This window comes from Eubacterium sp. An3, assembly GCF_002159465.1.
GTDB classification, from domain to species: domain Bacteria; phylum Bacillota; class Clostridia; order Lachnospirales; family Lachnospiraceae; genus Anaerobutyricum; species Anaerobutyricum stercoris.
Genome location: NZ_NFIR01000023.1, coordinates 29,604 through 53,838 on the forward strand (window position 1 = coordinate 29,604; position 24,235 = coordinate 53,838).

The window sequence follows — 24,235 nt, forward strand, 5'->3', positions numbered from 1 at the left end:
GATGTTAATGGCTGCAGGTGAAAGAATTGATAAATATAATTGTTGTTTTCCCGAAAAAAGAAGTTGCGTTAAAAATTAAAAATATTCTTGTCAAAAACGGGTATGATGTGGCAGCTGTCTGTCTGACCGGAGCCCGCGCCATGGAGGCGGTGGAACGACTGGAGGCGGGGGTTATCGTCTCCGGTATCCGGTTTGTGGACATGGTGTACCATGAACTGAGGGAATACCTTCCTGATTATTTTGAGATGGTCGTAGTCGCCAGACGGGAGCAGTGGCAGGAATATGGAGATGATGATGTGAATTGGCTTCCATTGCCCATGAAAGGGTTCGATCTGGTAGATCTGGTGGCAGAGCTTCAGGGAGAGATTGCCCGCCGTATCAAAAAAGACAGGACGAAACCCAAAACCCGGACTGCAGCGGAACAAAAGATCATCAGTCAGGCAAAAGAGCTGCTCATGGAGAAAAACGGCTGCACCGAAGAAGAGGCGCACCGGTATCTTCAGAAACAGAGTATGGACAGCGGCACTAACCTGGTGGAGACTGCCCATATGGTGCTGGATATGTTTTAGAGATGCGAAAGGAGAAGGCGATGAAGTTTACGAAAATGCACGGAATCGGCAACGATTACGTTTACATTAATTGTTTTGAAGAGGAAGTAAAGAATCCGGAAGCGCTGGCGAAGTTTGTCAGCAACAGGAATTTCGGCGTGGGTTCCGATGGACTTATCCTTATCCGCCCGTCCGACAAAGCGGATTTCCGGATGGAAATATATAATTCCGACGGGTCTCAGGCGGAAATGTGCGGAAACGGGATCCGCTGTGTGGGGAAATATGTCTATGACCATGGCCTGACAGATCAGACGGAGATTACGGTGGATACGCTGGGAGGAATCAAGCATCTCAAACTTACAGTGGAAGATGGGAAGGTTTCTCTGGTGCGCGTCAACATGGGAGAGCCGGTCTTTGATCCGGAGAAGATTCCGGTGCGCTATAAAGAAAATCCCGTGGTAAATGTGCCGATTGAAGTCAACGGCAGAGAGTATCATATTACCTGCGTGTCCATGGGAAACCCGCATGCAGTGGTTTTTCTGAATAACAGTGTGAAAGATCTGGATATCCGCATGATCGGTCCGTGTTTTGAGAATCATACCCGTTTTCCAAAACGAATCAATACGGAGTTTGTGGAGGTCATTGACAGAAAAAATGTGAATATGCGCGTGTGGGAGAGAGGATCCGAGGAGACTCTTGCCTGTGGAACCGGCGCCTGTGCAGTAACGGTGGCCTGCGTTCTCAACGGCAAAACAGATAATCAGATTACTGTACATTTGCTGGGCGGCGATCTGCAGATTGAATGGGACAGGGAGTCCAATCAGGTATATATGACCGGACCTGCCACACAGGTGTTTGACGGCGAACTTTACGAGTATCCGGAAGAATAGAAGGAATGCCGGGAGTTTGCCGGCACACAGGCAGACACCCGGATAGATATAAACAGCATCAGGCAATCAGCCGGAGAGGAGACAAAAATGTTTAAAATCAATGATAATTATTTAAAATTACCGGGCAGCTATCTTTTTTCCAATATCGCAAAGAAAGTGGAGGCATACAGCCAGGCGCATCCGGACAAAGAAATTATCCGTCTGGGTATCGGAGACGTGACGCAGCCGCTGGCGCCGAAGATTATCGAAACCCTCCATGAAGCTGTGGATGAGATGGCGCATGAGGAGACTTTCCATGGATACGCACCGGATCTGGGATATGCGTTTTTGAGAGATACCATCGCTCAGAGTGATTATAAAGGCAGGGGCTGCGATATCAGCGCCGATGAGATTTTTGTCAGCGACGGCGCAAAATGTGACTCTGGAAATATTCAGGAGATTTTCAGTGTGGACAACAAGATCGCGGTCTGCGATCCGGTCTACCCGGTTTATGTGGATTCCAATGTTATGGCGGGCAGAACAGGAACCTATGATCCTTCCACAGAGACATGGAGCGATGTGATTTATATGCCTTGCACTGCGGAAAATCATTTCCTTCCGGAATTCCCTAAAGAGAATCCGGATATCATTTACCTGTGTATTCCGAATAATCCGACGGGAACGACCATCACCAGATCTCAGCTGCAGGATTGGGTCGATTATGCCAACAAAATCGGGGCTGTCATCATTTACGACGCCGCTTATGAAGCGTATATCAGCGAGGATGATGTTCCGCACAGCATTTACGAGTGCGAGGGTGCGAGAACCTGCGCCATTGAGCTTCGCAGCTTCTCCAAGAACGCCGGCTTTACCGGAACCCGTCTGGGCTTTACTGTGGTTCCGAAAGATTTGAAAGCCGGAGATGTATCTCTTCACGCGCTTTGGGCAAGACGGCATGGAACTAAATATAACGGCGCTCCGTATATTATTCAGAAAGCAGGCTGGGCATGCTACACAGAGGAAGGCAGAGCACAGCTGAAAGAACAGGTTGCCTACTATATGAAAAATGCAAAGATCATCAAAGAAGGTCTGGCAGACGCCGGATTCACAGTATTCGGCGGCGTGAACGCACCTTATATCTGGCTGAAAACGCCGGACAAAATGACTTCCTGGGAATTCTTTGACTACCTGCTTGACAAAGCAAATGTAGTGGGAACTCCAGGTTCGGGATTCGGACCGAGCGGAGAAGGATATTTCCGTCTTACTGCTTTCGGTTCCCATGAAAATACCCTCCGTGCCATGGAAAGAATTAAAAATCTGTAAGAAAAGTACCGTCGGAAAGAGGTTCGCCCCGGTTTCCGGCGGTATTTTTTGTACAGGTGAGAAAATCTTACAAAATGTGAAGATTCTTTTAATTCTTTTTCAGAATAATGATTTTTTTATGGAGATGTGCTATCATAGGAAAAGGTTTGCATTGTCTGAATGCGCATGAAACAGGCATTTTCATTATAGAAGATTAACTTATTGCGAATCCGAACCAGGAACAAAAGCAGGGAGGATAAGAATGTTTGGGAACAAAAACAATGAAAAAACCTCAGGTGAAGATAAATTAAACACTCTGGCAGGTAAGGACAGCGGGAAAAAACCGTCTGCTTCTCTGGAAAAGACAGAAGGGAAAAAAGAGAAGTTTGCGAAGCTTTTTAGCCGGAAAGATAAGAAGGAAGAAAAGGTGTCCCTCTATGAGCCGGAGATGGAATTTGTCACGGAAGAAGAATTGAAGAAAGAGGAAGCGAAAAAAAAGGACAATATGCAGCCGGGTGAAAAAAATAGTTTATCCGGAAGCGGCAGTATTTTAAATAACAACAGTGTTTTAAATGATGAAAAGAACGGCGCCCGCTCAAAAATAAAAGGTTTGTTTCGGAAAAAAGAAACTGGCGCAGGCGCGGCTCTTCCGGGCGGCTTTTCCAGCGCTCAGAAGTCTCTGTTTGATGACGATCCGATTTTGTATGAAGGGGAAGAGAAAAAGGGACTTGGGAAGCTTTCAAAGAAAAAGCTGGCTGTGATTGCCGGAGCGGCAGTGATTGTGATCGGAGCCGCTTCTTATTTTATTTTGACCAATCTGGGAGGTTCTGTAGACGGAACGGCTTATGTGGAGTCTGTAAAAGATATCATGGGCTATGGCAGCGGCAGCGGAATGAATAATCGTTATACCGGAGAAGTGGAAGCGCAGGATTCCTGGGACATCACGCTGCAGTCCGATCTTTCCGTGGCGGAATGTTATGTGGAAGAGGGCGCTCAGGTGAAAAAAGGGGACCGGCTGTTTTCTTATAATACCGAAGAGATGCAGCTTGCCAAGGAGCGGGCAGAGCTTGAGGTTGAGACCCTTCAGAATGAGAACTCTCAGCTTGAGAGAGATATTAGCAGTTACAGGAGCGATCTGAATTCTGCCAGCACCAGGGAGAGGATTGAACTTCAGACAGAGATTCTCACCGCGCAGACAACGATCAAGAGAAATGAATACAGTATCAGTTCTGCTAATAAAGAGATCAAAGATCTGGAAAAGAACATCAATGACGCCACCGTGACCAGCAAGATGGATGGCGTGGTACAGAAGATCAATGAAGAAGTGGGAGTGAGCTCCAGTTCCTCCAGCTCTGATGACGAGGAGGACAGTTACGATTATTCAGACAGCGGAGAAGAGTCCACGTACATGACTATTGTGGCCGTAGGTGACTACCGCGTGAAGGGAAGCGTATCAGAGACAAATGTGTGGTCTCTGACGGAAGGAGATTCGGTGATTATCCGTTCCAGAGTGGACAATAACACAACATGGACGGGAACCATCAGTTCTGTCAATACAGATGAAACAGAGGATTCAGAGGAGGATGCTTCTGAAGATATGATGTATATGGATGATTCTTCTTCCGGAGAGTCAGCGTCTACTTATAATTTCTATGTGGAACTGGACAGTGATGACGGACTGATGATGGGACAGCATGTTTTTATTGAACTGGATTTCGGACAGGATGAAGAAAAAGAGGGAATCTGGCTGCCATCGGCTTATATCTATATGGACGAGGACAAATATTATGTCTGGGCTGCCAATGGACGTGATCGCCTGGAACTTCGTGAAGTAACGGTCGGGGAATATAATCAGGATCTCGATGAATATCAGATTCTTGACGGGCTGGAAATGAGCGATCTTATCGCCAGCGATACCGGAAGTCTTCAGGAAAATATGCGGACGACGACAGATATTTCCGAGGTGGACAGTACGGATGAATATTATGAAGAAGAGACGTCTGACGACATGCTGTATGATGAATCTGCCGGCGACGAGTATCTGTATGATGAATCTGCCGGCGACGAGTATCTGTATGATGAATCTGCCGATGACGAGTTATATTATGATGATGGGTCTTTGAGTGAGGATGTGGGAGTCGTTGATGAAGGCTTTTAATCCGGCGCAACATAAGTGGAGGAGAGCATGCTTTTAGAGCTTAAGCATATTTACAAAAATTACAGACAGGATAAAATTGTGGTGCCTGTTTTAAAGGATATTAATATTTCCATTGACGAGGGAGAGTATGTGGCGATCATGGGACCGTCCGGTTCGGGGAAGACAACGCTGATGAATATCATCGGCTGTCTGGACCGCCCCACGGAGGGAGAGTATTTTCTGGAAAATGAATCGATTGTCAACTATACTGAGAACCAGCTTTCGGATCTTCGCCTGAAGACTCTGGGCTTTGTCTTTCAGAGCTTTAACCTTCTGCCCAAGCAGACAGCCCTAGATAATGTGGCTCTGCCTTTGAGTTATGCGGGGGTGCCGGTGAAGAAACGGCGGCAGATTGCTTTTCAGACGCTGCAGCGTGTGGGACTGGAAGATCGTGTGAATTTCAAACCGTCTCAGCTTTCCGGCGGTCAGCAGCAGAGAGTGGCCATTGCACGGGCGCTGGTCAATAATCCGAAGATCATTCTGGCCGATGAACCGACAGGAGCCTTGGACAGTAAGTCCGGCACACAGGTAATGAAGCTCTTTGAGAGACTTAACGAGGAGGGAGTAACGGTCATAATGATTACTCACGACGCAAACATTGCCGGCCATGCAAAGAAAGTTCTTCGGATTCTGGATGGAGAGATAGCTGACGATTCACAGGAAGGAGGCCAGATGCTTTGAAGAACAAGAAGAAGTTAATCATTATCAGTGTCATAGTCATTTTGGTTCTTGCGGCCATTGTCGCGGGTGTTGTGTATTTTGTGAAGAGCAGGAGCGGCTCTGTGGTGGATGTTTATTCCATGGAGCTCTTAAACAGTTCGGGATGGGCCGGAGGCGATTCTACGCTGAGCGGAACTATTACTTCTGATTATGTGCAGGAAGTATATGCAGATGAAGAGCAGACCGTGGAAGATGTTTACGTGCAGCAGGGAGATTACGTGGAAAAAGGCGATAATCTCATGAAATATGATGTAGAAGAGCAGGAGCTGGATCTGCAGCTGCAGGAGCTGGAGATTCAGTCCTCTCAGCTGGAACTGGAAGATTTGGAAAATGAGCTGCAGAGAATGAAGAATGCCCGTGCTTCAGGAACCATCGACGGCAGCGGCAGCGATGTGATGAATGCTTCTCTGAATCTTTCTTCACTTCGGGGAGATATTCTTGCCACACTGATGAGCAATAACACCGTAGCAGGGACGTCAGAAGAAGATGGAAGCGGTTCCTCTGAAACAGGAACTGCCGGTTCCGGAACAGATTCCAAACAGTCAGACTCCGGCAATACTGCTTCGGGCAGTATGGAAGAAGCTTCCACTGATTCCGCCGGTGATAGTTCCGCAGCGGAAGGCGATACAGCTGGTAATTCTCAGGACAAAGAAGGGAAAACGGATGCTTCTTTCTCAGACAGCAAGAGCACATTTGCTTCTGACAACAAAGAAGGTTCTTCCGCGGATACTCAGGAAAATGATACTTCCGATTCTTCCTCATCCGATATAAACAAGACTCGCTCCAAATCCAAAAAAGCAAAAACAGGCGAGGAGAATACCGAAGATACGACAGACGACAGTGATCTGCTTGATAAAGTGGAGGATCTGGATGCAGCTTCCGGCGATGGAACGGAGGAGAATCCGTATGTGTTTAACGTAAATACGAATGATGTGACAATTAAAGGATCTCTGCTCAATCAACTGGTGGGTGAAGAAGAAAAAGATGTCTATGCTTTTTTCTTCCAGTATGAGACAGAGGCTGACTATAATAATGATGCGGGTAAAAAACCGGAAGACAGGAATAATTATATAAATCAGATTATAATTACACCTAAAAAATATGCAGCTGCGTGGAGTGAAGAAGACTATACATTCGCTGCAGTGCAGGCTGCGGTAAGAGATCGAAAGTTAAAAGACACGATTATAGCTGTCAGTGACAGAGAGACAGGACAGGGAACTGATGGTGCTCCGTATGTTTATTTGTTGAAGGGAACTGGAGAAGATAAGATGATTGCGGGATCTGTCATCTTTGATTTGCTGGAAGGAAATTATACGGCGGTATTTAAGGTTTACGAGTCAGAATCTGCATATGCGGAAAACAGTGAGAATACAAGTGCAAGCTACGTCTTAAATCCTGTTTATGATACCGATGGCATAGACCAGAACGCAGTTTATTCAATAGATGATCTGAAAACAATATTTAGTGACAAAAAGTTAAAGAGCAAGATTGAAACGATTAGTGATAATACTTACGGAGACGGAAGCGCCAACGATCCGTATATTTATCTTCTTAGTCAGGGTGGAACAGTGCGTGGTTCTGTTGTTCAACTTTTGGTGAAAGGAGAATATTATGCAGAATTTCAAGAGTTTGAAAGTGAGGAATCTTATAAAGATAGTCCATATTCTTCATCACAAAGTGTGAGTATTACGCCTGGAATGCCAATAACGGGTATTGAATCAACTCGTGAATACACCCTGCAGCAGCTTCAGGCAGCTCTTAATGCGGCTGAAGCAGCTTCCAGGATTCCTAATGTTCTGAAATCAGAGATCACGGACAAGAAAAATGACGCGTACAAAGGGTCAGGAACCATGAGCGATCCATATGTGTACAGACTTATTACTGATGGAAGAATCCGTGGTTCTGTAATCAATGATATCATGAAGAATAATGAGTTTGCCGTGTTCTATGAATATGATTCTGAGGAAGACGGAAGAAGAGAAAATGTTGCCAATTCCATTGAGATAAGACCTAATACGATATTAAAGGAGATAATCACTTCGTTTGGATGGTATACGCTGGCAGATTTGAATGATGCCATTGTGACGGCGGATCAGATTCAAATCCGTCCGAACCGGAAAACGGTAAAGACAGGAAAGTCTTATAATTTTACAGCAAAGCTCAGCGGAAAGAACAGTGAAGTTCTTCCGGTGACCTGGGAACTGAAACGGAATCAATCCGACGCCACCACATTGATTAATGGAACGCTGACGGTAGGAGAAGACGAGACGGCAGATACGCTGCGTATCGTTGCTTCTGCCGGAGGAAAAAGAGATGTTCTGACATTGAAGGTAAAACAAAGTGACACTTCAGGCAGTGACGGAAGTGGATCTGGCGGCAGTTCAGATGGCAGTTCCGGTTATGACAGTAGTTTTGACAGCGGTTCAGACAGCGGAGACAGTATCGATTACAGCGGATATACGGCAGAAGAACTGGCAAGCGCCATTGCCGATAAGGAAGAAGAAATCGCAGATGCAAAACAGAATCTCAATCAGGCTAAAATTGATTATCAGGAGGCCAAAAAGGAAGTGGACGCCGCCACAGTAAAAGCGACAGTCAGCGGCGAGGTGACTTTGGCTTACACAAAAGAAGCCATGCCGGACGACGGCTCGCCGGCAATTATCGTGCGGGGTGAGGATGGCATGTATGTCAATGTGGATGTCAGTGAAATGTCTCTGGATACAGTAAAAGTCGGAGGAACCATTTATTGTACTTCCATGGAGACATACGAACAGTATGAAGCGGAGATTATTGAAATCTCCCAGTATCCAACCACAGGTTCCGATTCTGAATACAGTTATGACGGTCTGTCCAATCCTAACAGTTCCTATTATCCTGTTGTCGCTTATATTGCCCAGGCAGATGGTCTGGTAACAGGAGAGTCTGTGGAAGTATCCTACAGCTCGCAGTCTATGGGAACTGTTTCGGAAGAAGCGATTTATCTTCAGAAAGCATACATCCGTACAGATGACGAAGGAAAAAGCTATGTTTACAAAGAAGGGGAAGACGGTCGTCTGAAAAAGCAATATGTCAAGACCGGAGAAACCTTATACGGACAGTATGTAGAGGTTCTTTCCGGCGTGACGATGGATGACAATATTGCCTTCCCATACGGCAGCAGCGTGAAAGAAGGAGCAAAAGTGGAACTTTCTGAAAATACAGATAATATTATATACTAGAGATTTCTTGAAAGGACGGGTGTGAAATTATGCTGGAAAATATACGATTATCTTTTCAGGGAATCTGGGCGCATAAGCTTCGTTCACTTCTTACGATGCTGGGAATTATCATTGGTATCGCAGCCATCATTGCCATTGTTTCCACTATCAGGGGAACCAATGAGCAGATTCGTAAGAATCTCATCGGTTCGGGGACCAACACGGTAAATGTCCGGCTGGTTGAGAGCGGAGATTATGATTATGATATGGGATACAGCAGTATCCCTTCCGGAATACCTGTTCTGGATTCAGATGCGAGAGATGAACTGAACGACATGGATCATGTGGAAGATGCTTCTCTGTATATGATCCGTACGGCGGTGGATTACATTTATTATAATGACACGGCGCTGCAGGGCGGAGAGTTGATAGGAGCGGATTCCCATTATCTGAATACATGCGGATATATCATGACGAAGGGAAGAGCCTTTACGGAGAGTGACTATACCAATTACCGTAAAGTGGCGGTGGTTGATTCCACGGCGGCGGAGAGCCTTTTCGGAGATGAGAATCCGGTGGGAAAGACCATTGACATACAGGGCGAGCCGTTCATCGTGATCGGCGTTATCGAGGAGTCCTCAGAATTTGAGCCGGTGATCGAGACCGTGGAGGATTATTATCAATATGTGTATGACGATGCCGGCAGCAGCGGAACTGTTGTTGTTCCGGATACTGTATGGAGCATTGTAGGGCAGTATGACGAGCCTCAGAATGTACGTCTGCTGGCAGATTCCACCGATGCCATGAGCAGTGTGGGCAGGGAGGCTGCCCAGTATTTAAACGAGTCGGTGGATAACGAAGACGTCAAGTACAGTGCAGAAGATATCATGCAGCAGGCGCAGGAAAATCAGCAGCTCAGTGAATCCACAAATCAGCAGCTGATCTGGATTGCCAGCATTTCTCTGCTGGTGGGCGGTATCGGCGTAATGAATATCATGCTGGTGTCTGTGACAGAGCGTACCAGAGAAATTGGTCTGAAAAAAGCCATTGGTGCAAGGAAAAATAAAATATTGGCGCAGTTTTTGACAGAAGCGGCGGTGCTGACCAGTCTTGGAGGAATTATCGGAACGGTCACCGGAATCATATTTGCGGAAGCGATTAATCAGATATCCGGAGTGCCGGTGTCCATCAGCGTGCCGGCATCCATCATTGCCATTGCTTTTTCCATGCTCATTGGTATTGTATTTGGATTTGTGCCGGCAGTGAAGGCGGCGAATATGGATCCGATCGTAGCGCTGCGTCATGAATAAAAATAAAAATTTAGTGAATAAAATGTTAGGAGAGAATCATGGGAAAATATTTTGGAACCGATGGCTTTCGCGGTGAGGCAAATGTAACGTTGACAGTGGAACACGCCTATAAGGTAGGACGTTTCCTGGGATGGTATTTTGGAAAAGACAAGGAAGAAAAATGCCGGGTGGTTATTGGCAAAGATACCAGAAGATCCAGCTATATGTTTGAGTACTCTCTGGTAGCCGGCCTTACGGCATCAGGAGCGGACGTGTACCTGCTTCATGTAACGACGACGCCCAGCGTGTCTTATGTGGCGAGAACAGAAGATTTTGACTGTGGCATCATGATTTCCGCCAGCCATAATCCTTATTACGATAACGGAATCAAACTTATCAATTCTAAAGGAGAGAAAATGGATGAGGAGACGATTCTTAAAGTAGAGGATTACATTGACGGCAAACTGGAGATTCCATTTGCTGTAAAGGACGATATTGGCTGTACGGTTGATTATGCAGCAGGAAGAAATCGTTACATCGGTTATTTGATTTCTCTGGCAACCCGCTCTTACAAAAATATGAAGGTGGGGCTGGACTGTGCCAACGGCAGCGCGTGGATGATTGCCAAAAGCGTATTTGATGCGCTTGGAGCGAAAACCTATGTAATCAATGCGGAACCGAACGGTCTTAACATCAATACCAACGCCGGATCTACCCATATTGAAGTGCTTCAGTCATTTGTGAAGGAAAATAATCTGGATGTCGGATTCGCCTTTGACGGCGATGCAGACAGGTGTATCGCAGTGGACGATACAGGGGCAGTTATTGATGGCGATCTGATTCTGTATGTATGCGGAACCTATATGAAAGAAAGAGGAATGCTGCATAACAATACTATCGTTACGACCGTGATGTCCAATTTCGGCCTTTATAAAGCATTGGAAGCAGTGGACATTCAGTACGAAAAAACTGCTGTGGGAGATAAATATGTGTATGAGAATATGGTAAAGAACGGGCATCGTATCGGCGGCGAGCAGTCAGGCCATATTATTTTCAGTAAATACGCCAATACCGGGGACGGTATTCTCACAGCGATCAAGGTTATGGAAGTTATTCTTGAGAAAAAAATGCCGTTATCTAAACTGGCGTCTCCTGTAAAAATATATCCGCAGGTATTAAAGAATGTGAGAGTCAAAAGTAAACCGGAAGCGCAGAATGACGCCGATGTGCAGGCTGCGGTGCAGTCTGTGGCGGAGAAACTGGGCGATACAGGAAGAATTCTTGTGCGTGAGAGCGGCACCGAGCCTTTGATCCGCGTCATGGTGGAAGCCGAGACCATGGAAGAATGCGAGAAACATGTGGATTCCGTCATCGCGGTTATCAGAGAAAAGGGTCATTGCGTGGAAGAATAATATATCGAAGAATTATATAGAATAATATGGAAGAATGTACCGGAAAGTTTTATTACCGGAAGGCATTACGGACGATAACAATTAGGCATTTGCCATGAAAAAATATCTGCTCTATACTTAAAGCAGACGAAAAGAAGAGGACTTGACAGTTTCCCCTGTTCGGTACTCTTCTTTTTTGTCGAGAATTAAAAGAAGCAGGTGTTTTTGGTGGAAACAAAAGAGAAGGCGAAGCGCTGACCTTTCTTCATGTGCCGGATGAAGTGTATCCTCTGGCACTGCTTTACATTCGGATTTATCTGATCGGCATGCCTGCCATCCTGCTATATAATTTTGAGGCGGCGATATTCCGGAGCATCGGCGAGACAAAAGTGCCGCTTCTTGCACTGACGGTAGCCGGTGTGCTCAATGTGATTCTGAACCTGTTTTTCGTCATTGTGCTTCATATGACGGTCAACGGCGTGGCGATTGCCACAGTGCTCTCCAATGTGGTCAGTTCCGTTCTCTTGTTTATAAAATTAAGAAAAAGCGATACGTTCATCCATGTGGAAGTAAAGGATATTAAATTCCACCGGGAAGCCTTTACCAGGATTATGAGCATCGGTCTGCCTGCCGGTATTCAGAGCGCGGTATTCGCGGTGGCCAATGTGGTCATTCAGTCTGCCATCAACAGTCTGGGAACAGCGGTGATCGCAGCGTCCAGCGCCGCATATAACATAGAAGTATTTGCATACGATGTATTGAACTCTTTCAGTCAGGCATGTACTACCTTCGTGGGGCAGAACTATGGCGCAGGAAAGATCGGGCGATGTAAAAGGACACTGGCTCTTTGTCTTGTGGAGGATGCCATTGCTTCGGCGTTGTCCATTGTGCTGATTCTTTTTGCGGGAAGATTTCTTCTGTCCATCTTTAACAATGACCCGGAGGTTATCGAGCTTGGCTATACCAGACTGGTGATCATATTTATCGCTTACATTTTCAGTATGATGTATGAAGTTATGTCAGGATATCTGCGGGGATTTGGAATCTCCGTTGTGCCTGCGGTCATTACCACCGTTGGCGTATGTGTGGTGAGGATTATCTGGATCAATGTGGTATTTCCGATGAACCGGACATTTCAGACTATCATGACTGCCTTTCCGGTCAGTCTGGCCCTGACGGCAGTGGGAATTTTTATTGCATTGATCATATACCGGCCGTCCCGGAGATTTGCGGGGAAGAAAGGAATCAATACGGCGGCGTAACGGCAGTGAAGCGTATATATAACAATAAATATAGAATATTTTACGGGCGGAATGCCTTTTTTCGGAAGGGAAAAGGCATTCCGCCCGTTTTACTGTTTCAGGAATCGTTTAATCAGTAAATTGTCAAGAATCATTATTATTTTCCTACAAATTATAGGAAAAAGTAAAAATGTAATGACATTATCTGCGGACACATGATAAAATTTGTCTGTAGTTTGGAATAATACGAGAAATTTTTTGTTAGTTATGACAAGGGGAGGGAACGATGAAAAAATTACTTGTGTGGATTCTGCTGTGCGCGATGCTGGTGACGGACATCCCGGCACGGGCAGCGGTGGAAAATAATAATGATGTATATTATATCAGCACAGCGGAAGAACTGGTGAAGATACTGGAGGCAACGAGAGGGAAAGGGTACTTTGAGCTGACGGAGGATATCGATCTGAGCGGATATGACTGGGAACCTCTCTTTCTGGCGGGAACATTTAACGGGAACGGATATGCGCTTCGCAATGTCACTATAACAGGAGCTGCGAAGGGTTCTTCGTATGTGGGTCTGTTCTATAATTGGGGTCTTACGCCGGGTGCGGAAGGATATGTGACAAACCTCACTCTGACCAATATAAAGATTGATGTGAATGTTCTGGAAGGGAAACAATATGAAACGGCGTACGTCGGTCCTTTCGCCGGGAATGTCGGAAGTATCAATAATTGTACGGTTTCCGGCAGTGTAACAGTGACTGGCGGGGAGAATATGCCAGTAGATGGCCGTATCGAGATGACCGGTCTTAAAAATGCCAGTAACTGTCGGGTCGATCTGGACATGAGATATGAAGGCGGGGAGACCGGACTCTCTACCGTGTATGTGACGGCGATGTCTGCCTGCACCAACTGTCAGTATGAGGGAGATGTAAAAGCGATTGACGATACAGATTCTGTCAGAATATATGCGAAAGCAGCGGAAGCCTCCAGGGGATGTTCTTTTATCGGAAATGTGGAGACGGATGGATATGCCTATGGCATGGAAGGTGTCGACTGTTATATGAAAGGAGATATCTCGTCAATTTCTTCCGATGGTGCGTATGCCTGGGGAACCGGCGGAATAGGTAATCTTCTGGAAGGAGACGTCACGGCCCGGGGAGTGAATAGTGCAAAGGCCTATGGTGTGTATGAAGCGGCGACAGAAACCGGAGGGGCAAATTATCCGGTTCATGAGGCGAAAGATTGCCAGGTGAGGGGAAATATCACGGCTTCTGAAACCGGAGATTTTTTTGTAGATGAGTATGACATTATTACGGTCGCCTACGGAGTATACAGTACCAGTGCGGATAATAACGTGACGGGCTGCTATGTCTGGGGCGACGTCAGCGCCAGCAGTGAAAACCATCACGCGCAGGCGGCGGGGCTTTATCTGTGCTCGGAAAGCTATTTTCAGGGAAATGTGACGGCAAAAGGAAATAGGGAAGGGGACCCGTACAGTACACGTACATTGGCTTCCGGAAATTATGGGGGAAAGGATAATTATGCAGCAGGCGATATAGCCGCGTGGAATCCTTCTGGCGCGGCAGAAGCGAACGGAAGCACAGGAGGGGAGAACTGTTTTGTGGAGGGCGATGTTTCCGCTTCCGGAATGAACGTCTATGCTTACGGGCTGGAGGGTATTGTCCGTGATTCTTTCTATTATGGAGATGTGAGAACGGAAGGAAAGGAAGAAAGCAGGGCGTCCCTGATACAAAGTGCGCAGGATTCCTATGCCGCAGGAGACGTTTATGCGAAGAGTAACGAGGTGGCAAGAGCAGATGGAATCTGCCCGGTTAATACTTCCGGTAATAACGCCGTCGGCAATATTACGGCGGAAGGCGGAAAACCGTCGAGTTCCTATGGTTCTAACGGCGACGGGGGCAGTTTCTCAGGGACGGTAACCAGTATCTACGACGGCAGGACGATTTCTGCCGGTGAGCCGGGGGCGGCGCAGTATTTTATCGAGGACAGATATGATAAAATATACATATCCGATACGATACCGGAGAATATGTATTATGATAAAGTTGTCGGCAGAGCCGTCTACGGTCAGGGCGGAAGTGTGACAGAGCCGGAAGAGTGGGGGCCGGAAGGAGGAGAGGACGATCGGAAAGACACCTATTCTCTCCGGATTATGGATGCGCGGATCGATAAGCCGGTGACCGACGCCACGGTGAATGTGGATGGAACAGAGTATCAGACCGATAAAAATGGAATGATCACGGTGACGGGAAGTCGCTATATAAAAGGGCTGCAAGTAGTACAGGGCGGTTCCATCGTACATACCCAGAGCAGGATTTACGCAAAAGAGGGAAGAACAAAGAATATTTATGTCAACGGGCTGAAGATGGATCTTCAGGATCTTAACCTGGGAGAAAGTGGAGAAACCACGGTGACAGGCCCGGAGATCAATATAAAGGGGAAGAGTTTTCCGCTGTTTGAGCTGCCGTTTTCCTTTGAGATGGATCTGGTGGAGTCCATGAGGATCGCCTATGATGACGAGAACAGAGTGTATCAGGTGATTCTGGACAGCGAGCCGGACGACGAGGAGGAAGATGGGATTGCGGACGCCGCGGATTCTTTCTGGCTGGGAGATTATCAGAGGATAAAACGGCAGTGTGAAAATATATACCGGGATTTCCGGGAAAAGTCATTCTCGGGACTGAACAGAAGTTTTGGCATCGACAGCAGTGTGGACGCCAGCGGTTATCTGGAATTCAGAGTGACAAAAGACGGTCTGGAGCTGCAGGATGGAAAATTAGTTTTTGTGGTGGCCGGTTCTTTTGCCGCCAGCCGTCCGATACCGCCCGCGCCGTACATTTTCCTGACATTCGGTATAGAAACCGGTTTTCAGGCGGAGAGTACGCTGACACTGGAGAAGGCGGTGTACATTGATCCTCAGATATCAGCGGAAGCGGATATCTCCTTTTCTTTGACGCCTTCGGTGGGCGTCGGAGCCGGTCTGGATAAGATTTTATCGGCGGAAGTGGGGATAGAAGGCCCGTTAAACGCCAATCTGAATCTGCCGTTCAGAAGAATGGAAGAAAATGCGAAACTTACCCTGGCGTCGAGAATTTACTTGCAGCTGACAGCCTTATCTTTTCGCATGAGGTTCAGCAAAACCTTTGCCGACGTGCAGCTTTATCCAAAAGAGGAAGAAGACGATTCCGGCCTGCAGACCTTTGCTTCCATACCGGACGACGGAGCGATGGAGCTGATCGACAGAAGTTATCTTCGCAAAGCTTCCGCCCGTTCTTCCGAACGGAATACCGCCGGCGGTGATACGGTAAAAGATCTGGTCTATCCATATGGGAATGCGCAGACCATCACCCTGTCAGGGTCTACAAAGCTGATGGTCTGGCTGGACGACGACCAGAGCAGAAATCTGGCCAACAAGACGGCGCTGTATTACAGTATCCTCAGAGATGGAGAGTGGAGTGAACCAGCGCAGGTTGAGAACGACGGCACCCCGGACTTTGATTTTAGTCTTTGCCGGGCAGGTTCCGGCGCAGCCCTTGTATGGCAGGACGCCAAAGAGCAGGTGGCTGAGAATGTCACGGAAGAAGAACTTGCGAAAAAGGTGGAGCTTTCCTACATAGAATACGATGGCGGCGAGTTTCAGGAGGTCATCAGCCTTACCGAAGGAGAGAGCTATGAATACAGCCCGAAGCTGTACAGCACCTATTCCGATCGTTATGTCATATGGACACAGAACGACTCTGACAGCATACTTCCGGGCACCGACGATACGGCGGAAAGTATTTATTTCGCACATATTGGTTATGATGGCAGAAGCTATCAGAAACAGGAGACGAAAGTCGTGGCGGAAGGCATTTCTTCCCTGTATGAGACTGCTGTGGGAGAGAGCGGCCTGGTGGCATGGCTCACGGGCAGTGACATGAATCCTGACAATGAAGGGGCGAGAAAGCTGTCTGTGAAGGAAATGTCCGGTCAGGAAAGGACAGAGGAATATGAACAGAATACCTGTCTGTCCAGTCTGCAGTTGAACGGGAGCCAGGTATTCTTTTCCGAGGAAGGAAGCATCAAATACCTGTCGATGGAAGAGGATCCGACCCTGATCGTGGAGGATCAGGGCATGGGAGACGCGCCAGTCAGATTATTATTCCGGGAAAACACCGATAATTATTTGCCGCTGGCTGTCGTATACGAGGTGCAGGACGGTTTTACATCGAATCTTTATGCTTCTTATCCTGGCAGCGGCGGAACTTACACCAATCCGGTGCCGGTGACAGACTGGGATGAGAAGATCCGGGCGTGGAGCATTCTGGAAGGAATGGACGATACGATGGAGATTGGCGCTTTGCTGGCCGATATTCAGGTTGGCGAGACAGAAAATGATATGTCTGAAACCGCGCGGCTTGTCTGGACTACCGCCAATCCGCAGGAAGATATCATCCTGACGGAAGTATTTACCGAAGACGACCATATTTCCAGAGGCAGCACAGCGACCTTTTTGTTAAATGTGGAGAATCATACGAAAGAGAATCTGAAAAACCTCACGATAAAGATAGCCGGAGCGGACGGCAGCAGTTTTTATGAAGGGGAAACAGCCGCATTTGTTAAGGCCGGAGGCATCAACACGATTGCGATGAACGTCCCGGTCCCTGCTGATTTCCAGCAGCAGGAGCTGACATTTACCGTGACCGGCGGTGCGGAAGAAGCGGACATGGAAAATAACAGCCGCACATTTCTGGCGGGCGCGGCCAACCTGAGCCTGGAACTTACAGACCGCCATCTCCATGACGGCGGATATCTGGAAGCGGTTATCACCAATAACGGAAGTGCGGACGCCTCCGGAGTGGACTTGAAGATAACCGGGGAGGATGGAGCGATCATCTATGAAGGTACGGCAGGAAATGTACTGGCTGGCGGTGAAAAAAGGGTGACAATCCCGATTGCGGATGGTAAACGTACATTTAATGATGATACGGACAGTTACGGTATTGTCGCCGAAGTATCCCACGACGGGGAGGAGAGCACGAAGATTGACAATGAAATCATGTTCCGGATTCGACCGCCGCGAGTGTCGCAGATAGCGATTTCCGAAAGAACGCTTACCATGACTCCGGGAGAAGCTTATCAGCCGTCGGTACAGGTTTATCCTTCCAATGCACTGAACAAAGAGTATCGCGTCTGCTCTGATAACGAAGCTGTGGTTACAGTAGAGGAGAACGGAACAATCCGGGCAGTTTCCGAAGGGACGGCGGACATTATCTTTATGGCGGTCAATTCCAGTGCGGCAGCCAGAGTGAGCGTCACTGTGAGCAGCGTAAGTGATACGGGAACGATCCACAAAATCTTATTGGATGCCGGTGACGGCACAGTTTCGCCGCAGCGCCTGGAAGTACAGGACGGACAGACAGCCGTGTTGCCATGCCCGATGCAGGAAGGGTACTATTTCGTCGGTTGGTATAACGCTCCGGAAGCAGGCAACGAGATTACCAGCGAGACAGCCATCACACAGGATATGACCCTGTATGCCCGGTGGACAGATACCAGACCATCAAATCCGGAGCTGCCGGACCCGGATACCCCAGACCCGGACGATCCAGATCCGGACAACCCAGATCCAGACAATCCGGACCCGGATGCCCCAGACCCGGACGATCCAGATCCAGACACCCCGGACCCGGACACCCCAGACCCGGACACCCCGGATCCGGACAACCCAGAGCCGGATACTCCGAACCCGGGTACGCCGTCTGTGCCGGGAAATACGCAGGCGCCGCAGACAGGAAATGGGGCAGGAACGGGTCAGGCCGGCAGCCAGACGCCGCAGGCAGCGGCCCGCTATCGCATCGGAGACGTACTTTCGTCAAATGGACTCCGCTACCGGGTGACAGACGCCGGGCAGACACAGGGACAGGTACAGCTGATTGGGACGACGGGTGCCGTCAGGAAAAACCTGGTCATTCCGGCGGAGATCGCCTCATTGTCCACCGGTCAAAGGTTCCGTGTAACGGCCATCGGAAACAATGCTTTTAAAAATCAGAAAAAACTCAGGAAGGTGACCATTGGAAAGAATGTCAGTGCCATAGGAAAACGGGCGTTTTTCAACTGTAAGAAGCTGAAAACCATCACCATTAAGAGTAAAATGCTGACCAAAAAAACAGTGGGAGCGAAAGCTTTTCGCGGCATCTATGCAAGGGCGTCTGTCAAAGTGCCGAAGAAGAAACGGACGCTATACAGAAAAATTCTGCGTGCCAAAGGAGCAGGCGCGCAGGTCAGAATCCGCTAGATAACGGACGGGCATGGCAGGCAGCCGGCAGACACAATATGACATAAAAAGAGGAGCAGATGACCGTTGCAAGTCATTTGCTCCCTCTTAATCTGCTTATTTCCGATATTCTTCCGGAATATCTTCCTCATCCCAGAAACTTACGCCGAACTTTTTCTGGCTGCCCATCTTGATGCCGTAGCCAAGAACATTATCTGTGGAGCGGTCCAGAAGCATGTTGATGTAATCCATGGCCTCTTTATGTTGCTCTCCCACCACGTAAACATTGAAGTTCTTGGTGGCTTCGCTGTTGATGACGGTGAAGTTGCCGGCTTTTAAATCTTCATCTCTCTGCGGGACTAATTTCTGCTGTTCTGCTGTCATGGTGTCATTCCTCCTTATAAATGTATTCTGTATATGATGTCTGTGCCGGTTCAGCCTTCCGGAACAAGACATATGAATGACAGAATCATCTGTCAATAATGGCATAAAGCCCTGTTTGTCATTATAACACAAAAGGCAGTGAAAGCAACTTTTTTCTAAAAAAAGAGACGAGCGGAAGCGAAGAAGAAGGATTGATTTTCTTAAGTCGAGCCGGTATAATAATCCGGAAAGTATAAAGATGTGAGAAGAAGAACAGGAGATAGCCGGGAGGTGAGCATATGCAGTGTGATTACTGCGCTTTTTACTGGGTGGATGAAGAAGACGGCCAGGGAGAATGTACGGTGAATCTGGATGAGGACGATCTGGCGCGGCTGCTGGGAAGTCCCCAGAACGGATGTCCGTATTTTCAGATGGACGATGAATATAAGATTGTGCGCAAGCAGATGTAAGAAATGCTCCGGCCGCATTTGAGCAGCCGGAGCATTAAAACGTTTTCAGAACTCCTTTTTCTGCACGATACCGATGCTGATCAGGCAGGAGACGCCAAGGAACAGCAGAGCGATCAACAGTGTGATGAAGGACATGATGCCTGCATTGACGGCCGGCATGGCGTCCAGCATCGCCAGAAGGTCAATACCGATGAGTTCCAGTCCGTTAGGAGCCAGCCCGCCGATGACAAGCAGAAGGACGATGCGGCCTCTTTCTCCGCCGAATTTAAGCTGGAATGGAAGCATCAGGGCGAGGATAACAAACATCATGGACAGGATTAAAAATGCGCTGAACCACGTCTCTGTGTCGGGATGGATTCCTTTGAGGAAACCCACCGATATGGCGATAATCATCGCCAGCACCCAGGCGCAGCAGCCGAGAATCGCACCGAAAATATATTTTTCCACGGCATAGGTGCGGCGGGAGATCGGCAGAGAAAACAGAAAAGCATTTCCGTTGTCAAATTCATCATAACTGATGGAGCTTATGGAAAACAGGGAAGACACAGAGGCCATGAAACCTGTGGTGAAAGCAACATCGTAGGATGAAAACGTAATGACGACGCCTACCAATAATATAAGAAGAAAGAACCGTTTCTGCATTTTCATTAATTTAAAATCTTTGATCAATAAACCTTTCATAATTTTCCACCTCTCTGGTCTGAATGAGAATATGATTATTCCGGAACCTGCGAAATATTTCAGTTCTTCAGGAGTTCTTCGGCCGATGCCTCAGACGGCCCGGTCTCGGATCATCATGGAGATCACTTCGTCGATACTGCCTTTTTCGATGGCGATATCCGGATAGTTTTCCGCATAAAATACCTTCTGGTTGGTCAGGCAGCTGTATCCGTAGGTTTCTTTTTTTACCCGTAAAATGTACTGTTTATCCAGAGCGTTGTATTGTTCCCCGCTCATTTTCAGAAGGGCGTAATCGCTCAGAAGAACGTCGGTTTCCTCATGGAGGACGATATGTCCTTCGTGAATCATGTAGATGTCATCGCATAAGCTTTCCAGGTCGCTGGAAATGTGTGAGCTGATGAGGATAGAACGTTCCAGATCAGCTTCCATGTATTCCCGCAGCAGATCAAGAAGTTCATCTCTGGCTATCACGTCGAGACCGGCTGTCGGTTCGTCCAGAATCAGAAAACGGGCGTTGTGGGAGATGGCGACAAGCACTTTCAGTTTCGCTCTCATGCCGGTGGAAAACTCCCGGATCTGTTTGCGAAGGGGCAGTTCCGCCTTCTGTACCTGTTCCATAAAAAATGTTTTATCAAAATGTTCGTACAGACTGCCGAGGACCGGGAGAATATCGGAGATGGTCAGATAACCGGAGAAGCCGGAATCGGAGAGCACCACACCCAGATTCTGTCTGTCGGCGGCGGTGAAATTTCTGATATCCTTACCCAGAAGAGTAACATTTCCTCCGTCCGTGGAAATCAGTCCCAGCACGGCTTTAAAAGTTGTGCTCTTCCCTGCGCCGTTCTGGCCGATCAGGCCGGTGATGCAGCCTGGCATCACCGTCAGAGAGCAGTCCAGAGAAAAATTCGTATAATTTTTTCTTAAATGATCGATTTTCAGCATAATGAATCCTCCAAATTATTCGTTTTCTTCCAGAATCATTTCAAAAAGCGTACGGATATCCTCATCACTGATTCCGCATCGTCTGCCTTTTTGTATGGCCATCTCCAAATCGGCTTCCACTTCTTTTTTCTGCTCCTCCAGCAAAAGTTCCGCGTTGGCCGCCGACACATAGGTGCCTTTTCCGTGAACCGTCACGGTGAAGCCTTCGGCTTCCAGGTTGTCGTAAGCTTTTTTTACAGTCAGAGCGCTGATTTTTAATTCTTTTGATAAGGAGCGGACAGAAGGAAGGTTGTCATTTTCCTTCAGTTCCCCGTTGCGGATGAGCGTCTTGATCTGGTCGACGATCTGCTCGTAAATGGGAACCATGGAAGAGTGATTGATGATTATTTTCATTGGTTCTACCTCCTCTGTTTGTAAACAGTATATAACAGTCTAGAACTGTTGTCAAGTGTTATACACTGTTTATTCAAAAGTTTTTTGGAATTATAAAATAGGGAGATGTTTGTGAAAGGGGGTAGCATGAGGGATGCGTTTATGTTACTATACCAATAACAAAAAAATGAATAAGCGGAGGAAATTTGGATGAAAGAACTACTTTTTGGCGCGGCCTATTATGATGAATATATGCCGTATGACCGTCTGGACCAGGATGTGGCTCTGATGAAAAAAGCGGGCATCAATACCGTGCGGATCGCGGAGTCCACCTGGAGTACCTGCGAACCGCAGGAGGGCGTTTTTGACTTTTCTCATGTGGAGCGGGTGATGGACGCCATGGAAGAGGCGGGTATTCACGTGATTATCGGCACGCCCACCTACGCCGTCCCTGCATGGATGGTGAAGTCTCATCCGGATGTGCTGGTGACGACGGTGAAGGGACGGGCGCTTTACGGCTCCCGTCAGATCATGGATATCACCCATCCGGTATATCGTTTTTACGCGGAGCGGGTGATCCGGAAGCTGATGGAATGTACCGCTCACCGGAAATGTGTTATCGGTTTTCAGATTGACAATGAGACGAAAAATTATGGCACGGCCGGAAAAAATGTACAGGAAAAGTTCGTGAAATATCTCCGGGAGAAGTTCCATAACGATCTTGACGCCATGAATCATGAGTTTGGACTTGACTACTGGAGCAACCGCATTGACGCCTGGGAGGATTTTCCGGACATCCGGGGTACCGTAAACGGCAGTCTGGGCGCGGAGTTTGAAAAGTTCCAGCGGACTCTGGTGGACGATTTCCTCGCCTGGCAGGCGGCCATCGTCAGCGAATACCGGAGAGAAGATCAGTTTATCACTCACAATTTTGATTTTGAATGGCGGGGATATTCTTACGGCGTGCAGCCGGAAGTCAATCATTATCATGCGGCAAGGGCGCTGACTATCGCCGGAGTGGATATATATCATCCCTCCCAGGATGAACTGACCGGCGCGGAGATCGCCTTTGGGGGCGACATGACCCGGTCTTTAAAAAATGATAATTATCTGGTCATAGAGACAGAGGCCCAGGGATGGCCCGGCTGGACGCCGTACAGGGGACAGCTGCGCCTGCAGGCATACAGCCATCTGGCTTCCGGCGCCGACAGCGTTATGTACTGGCACTGGCATTCCATCCATAACTCTATGGAGACATACTGGAAAGGGCTGCTGAGCCATGACTTTGAAGAAAATGAGACGTATCGGGAAGCCTGTGTGATCGGACAGGAATGGAAAGAAACCGGCAGTCATCTGGTGAACCTGAAAAAGCGCAATGATGTCGCTATCCTTGTCAGCAACGAGGCTCTCACGGGACTGAACTGGTTTGGTATCGAGGCCTCTGCCGACGGCAATCACGGCATCCGTTATAACGATGTGCTGCGCTGGATATACGACGTCCTCTACCGCATGAATGTGGAGTGTGACTTTATCTGGCCGGAATCGGAACACCTTGACAAGTATAAAGCCATCATCGTTCCGGCCCTGTACGCCGCTCCCGACGACCTTCTCCAACGGCTGAATCAGTATGTGGCAGATGGCGGCACCCTCTTTGTCACCTTCAAAACCGCTTTCTCCAATGAAAACCTGAAGGTCAGTCACGATGTGCAGCCTCATATCCTCTGTCAGTGCCTTGGCGTGAAATACCATCAGTTTGCCTTCCCGAAACATGTGGGGCTGACAGGAAAACTTCTGCAGTGCCTGCACGGAGAGCAGCAGAAACGAGAGAGGGCGGAGGGTACGACGCCGGACGAAGGTTATTTGGCGTCTGACATGCAGGCAAGAATTTTTATGGAACTTCTCTTGCCGGAAACCGCCGAAACCCTTCTTTCCTACGATCATTATAACTGGGGAGAATACGCGGCATTTACCCGGAATTCTTACGGGAAAGGGACCGCTTTCTATCTGGGCTGTATGACCGGCGAAGAACTGCTGACCTCCATCCTTGAAACTGTACTGCAGGCCGCAGGCGTGGAACTGCCACAGGAGTGTTTCCCGGTTATTGTACGAAAAGGAAAAAATGACTACGGAAAGACCGTGAGGTATTATCTGAATTACTCGCCCGAAAAACAGGAAGTGTCCTGGCAGTACAGTGAAGGAACGGAACTCCTCACCGGACAGAAAATTCAGACAGGGGAAACTCTGGCGCTGGAACCGTGGAATCTGCGGATTGTGGAAGGAGAGGACTGATAACTGTTGCATAATAGAATGATAAATAAATGAGAATAAGAAAACGGCAGAATGGAGGCTGATGTCCATTCTGCCGTTGTTTTA

The 24,235-nt window shown here is 48.0% G+C and carries 16 protein-coding genes; 12 read left to right on the forward strand and 4 right to left on the reverse strand.

Annotation, left to right across the window (positions count from 1 at the left end; all coding sequences use genetic code 11):
• The first annotated feature begins 26 nt into the window (after positions 1-26).
• The 10 genes from B5F87_RS15350 (at position 27) to B5F87_RS15395 (ending at position 19,055) form a co-directional block, all read left to right on the forward strand.
• Positions 27-569 (forward strand): ANTAR domain-containing protein, encoded by a 543-nt coding sequence (locus B5F87_RS15350; protein ID WP_087282579.1) that lies wholly within the window; start codon positions 27-29, stop codon positions 567-569.
• A 20-nt stretch (positions 570-589) separates the two neighbouring features.
• The gene (dapF, locus tag B5F87_RS15355) at positions 590-1,438 is read left to right on the forward strand and encodes a diaminopimelate epimerase (RefSeq protein WP_087282581.1); all 849 of its coding nucleotides are present in this window, start codon (positions 590-592) and stop codon (positions 1,436-1,438) included.
• A gap of 87 nt (positions 1,439-1,525) precedes the next feature.
• Positions 1,526-2,740, forward strand: a complete 1,215-nt coding sequence (locus tag B5F87_RS15360) for an LL-diaminopimelate aminotransferase (protein WP_087282584.1) — start codon at positions 1,526-1,528, stop codon at positions 2,738-2,740.
• 241 nt (positions 2,741-2,981) lie between these two features.
• Positions 2,982-4,877, forward strand: a complete 1,896-nt coding sequence (locus tag B5F87_RS15365) for a biotin/lipoyl-binding protein (RefSeq protein WP_087282586.1) — start codon at positions 2,982-2,984, stop codon at positions 4,875-4,877.
• 27 nt (positions 4,878-4,904) lie between these two features.
• Complete coding sequence (locus B5F87_RS15370) at positions 4,905-5,597, forward strand: ABC transporter ATP-binding protein (protein ID WP_087282588.1); 693 nt, start codon at positions 4,905-4,907, stop codon at positions 5,595-5,597.
• Positions 5,594-8,854, forward strand: a complete 3,261-nt coding sequence (locus tag B5F87_RS15375) for a biotin/lipoyl-binding protein (protein ID WP_087282590.1) — start codon at positions 5,594-5,596, stop codon at positions 8,852-8,854. The genes B5F87_RS15370 and B5F87_RS15375 overlap by 4 nt, the downstream gene beginning before the upstream one ends.
• A gap of 29 nt (positions 8,855-8,883) precedes the next feature.
• On the forward strand, positions 8,884-10,143 hold the full coding sequence (locus tag B5F87_RS15380) for an ABC transporter permease (RefSeq protein ID WP_087282592.1): 1,260 nt from the start codon (positions 8,884-8,886) through the stop codon (positions 10,141-10,143).
• Positions 10,144-10,181: 38 nt separating this feature from the next.
• A complete protein-coding gene (glmM, locus tag B5F87_RS15385; RefSeq protein WP_087282594.1) occupies positions 10,182-11,534 on the forward strand; it encodes a phosphoglucosamine mutase in 1,353 nt (450 codons plus the stop codon).
• A 233-nt stretch (positions 11,535-11,767) separates the two neighbouring features.
• Positions 11,768-12,775, forward strand: a complete 1,008-nt coding sequence (locus B5F87_RS15390) for an MATE family efflux transporter (RefSeq protein WP_275532341.1) — start codon at positions 11,768-11,770, stop codon at positions 12,773-12,775.
• 265 nt (positions 12,776-13,040) lie between these two features.
• Positions 13,041-19,055 carry an Ig-like domain-containing protein gene (locus tag B5F87_RS15395; protein WP_087282599.1) on the forward strand — a complete coding sequence of 2,005 codons (6,015 nt, stop codon included), beginning with the start codon at positions 13,041-13,043 and terminating at the stop codon, positions 19,053-19,055.
• 96 nt (positions 19,056-19,151) lie between these two features.
• Here the strand turns inward: B5F87_RS15395 and B5F87_RS15400 are convergent, their stop codons facing one another.
• Positions 19,152-19,418, reverse strand: a complete 267-nt coding sequence (locus B5F87_RS15400) for a hypothetical protein (protein ID WP_087282602.1) — start codon at positions 19,416-19,418, stop codon at positions 19,152-19,154.
• A 278-nt stretch (positions 19,419-19,696) separates the two neighbouring features.
• Here B5F87_RS15400 and B5F87_RS21230 point away from each other — a divergent pair, with 278 nt between their 5' ends.
• Complete coding sequence (locus B5F87_RS21230; protein WP_204246084.1) at positions 19,697-19,867, forward strand: DUF6472 family protein; 171 nt, start codon at positions 19,697-19,699, stop codon at positions 19,865-19,867.
• A 45-nt stretch (positions 19,868-19,912) separates the two neighbouring features.
• On the opposite strand, the gene B5F87_RS15405 is transcribed toward B5F87_RS21230, so the two are convergent.
• The 3 genes from B5F87_RS15405 to B5F87_RS15415 form a co-directional block, all read right to left on the reverse strand.
• Positions 19,913-20,548: an ABC-2 transporter permease gene (locus B5F87_RS15405; protein ID WP_087282604.1), complete on the reverse strand. Its 636-nt coding sequence runs from the start codon at positions 20,546-20,548 to the stop codon at positions 19,913-19,915.
• A gap of 90 nt (positions 20,549-20,638) precedes the next feature.
• Positions 20,639-21,490: an ABC transporter ATP-binding protein gene (locus B5F87_RS15410; RefSeq protein WP_087282607.1), complete on the reverse strand. Its 852-nt coding sequence runs from the start codon at positions 21,488-21,490 to the stop codon at positions 20,639-20,641.
• Between the two features lie 15 nt (positions 21,491-21,505).
• Complete coding sequence (locus B5F87_RS15415; RefSeq protein ID WP_087282608.1) at positions 21,506-21,883, reverse strand: GntR family transcriptional regulator; 378 nt, start codon at positions 21,881-21,883, stop codon at positions 21,506-21,508.
• 189 nt (positions 21,884-22,072) lie between these two features.
• Here B5F87_RS15415 and B5F87_RS15420 point away from each other — a divergent pair, with 189 nt between their 5' ends.
• A complete protein-coding gene (locus B5F87_RS15420; RefSeq protein WP_087282611.1) occupies positions 22,073-24,151 on the forward strand; it encodes a beta-galactosidase in 2,079 nt (692 codons plus the stop codon).
• The last annotated feature ends 84 nt before the right edge of the window (positions 24,152-24,235 follow it).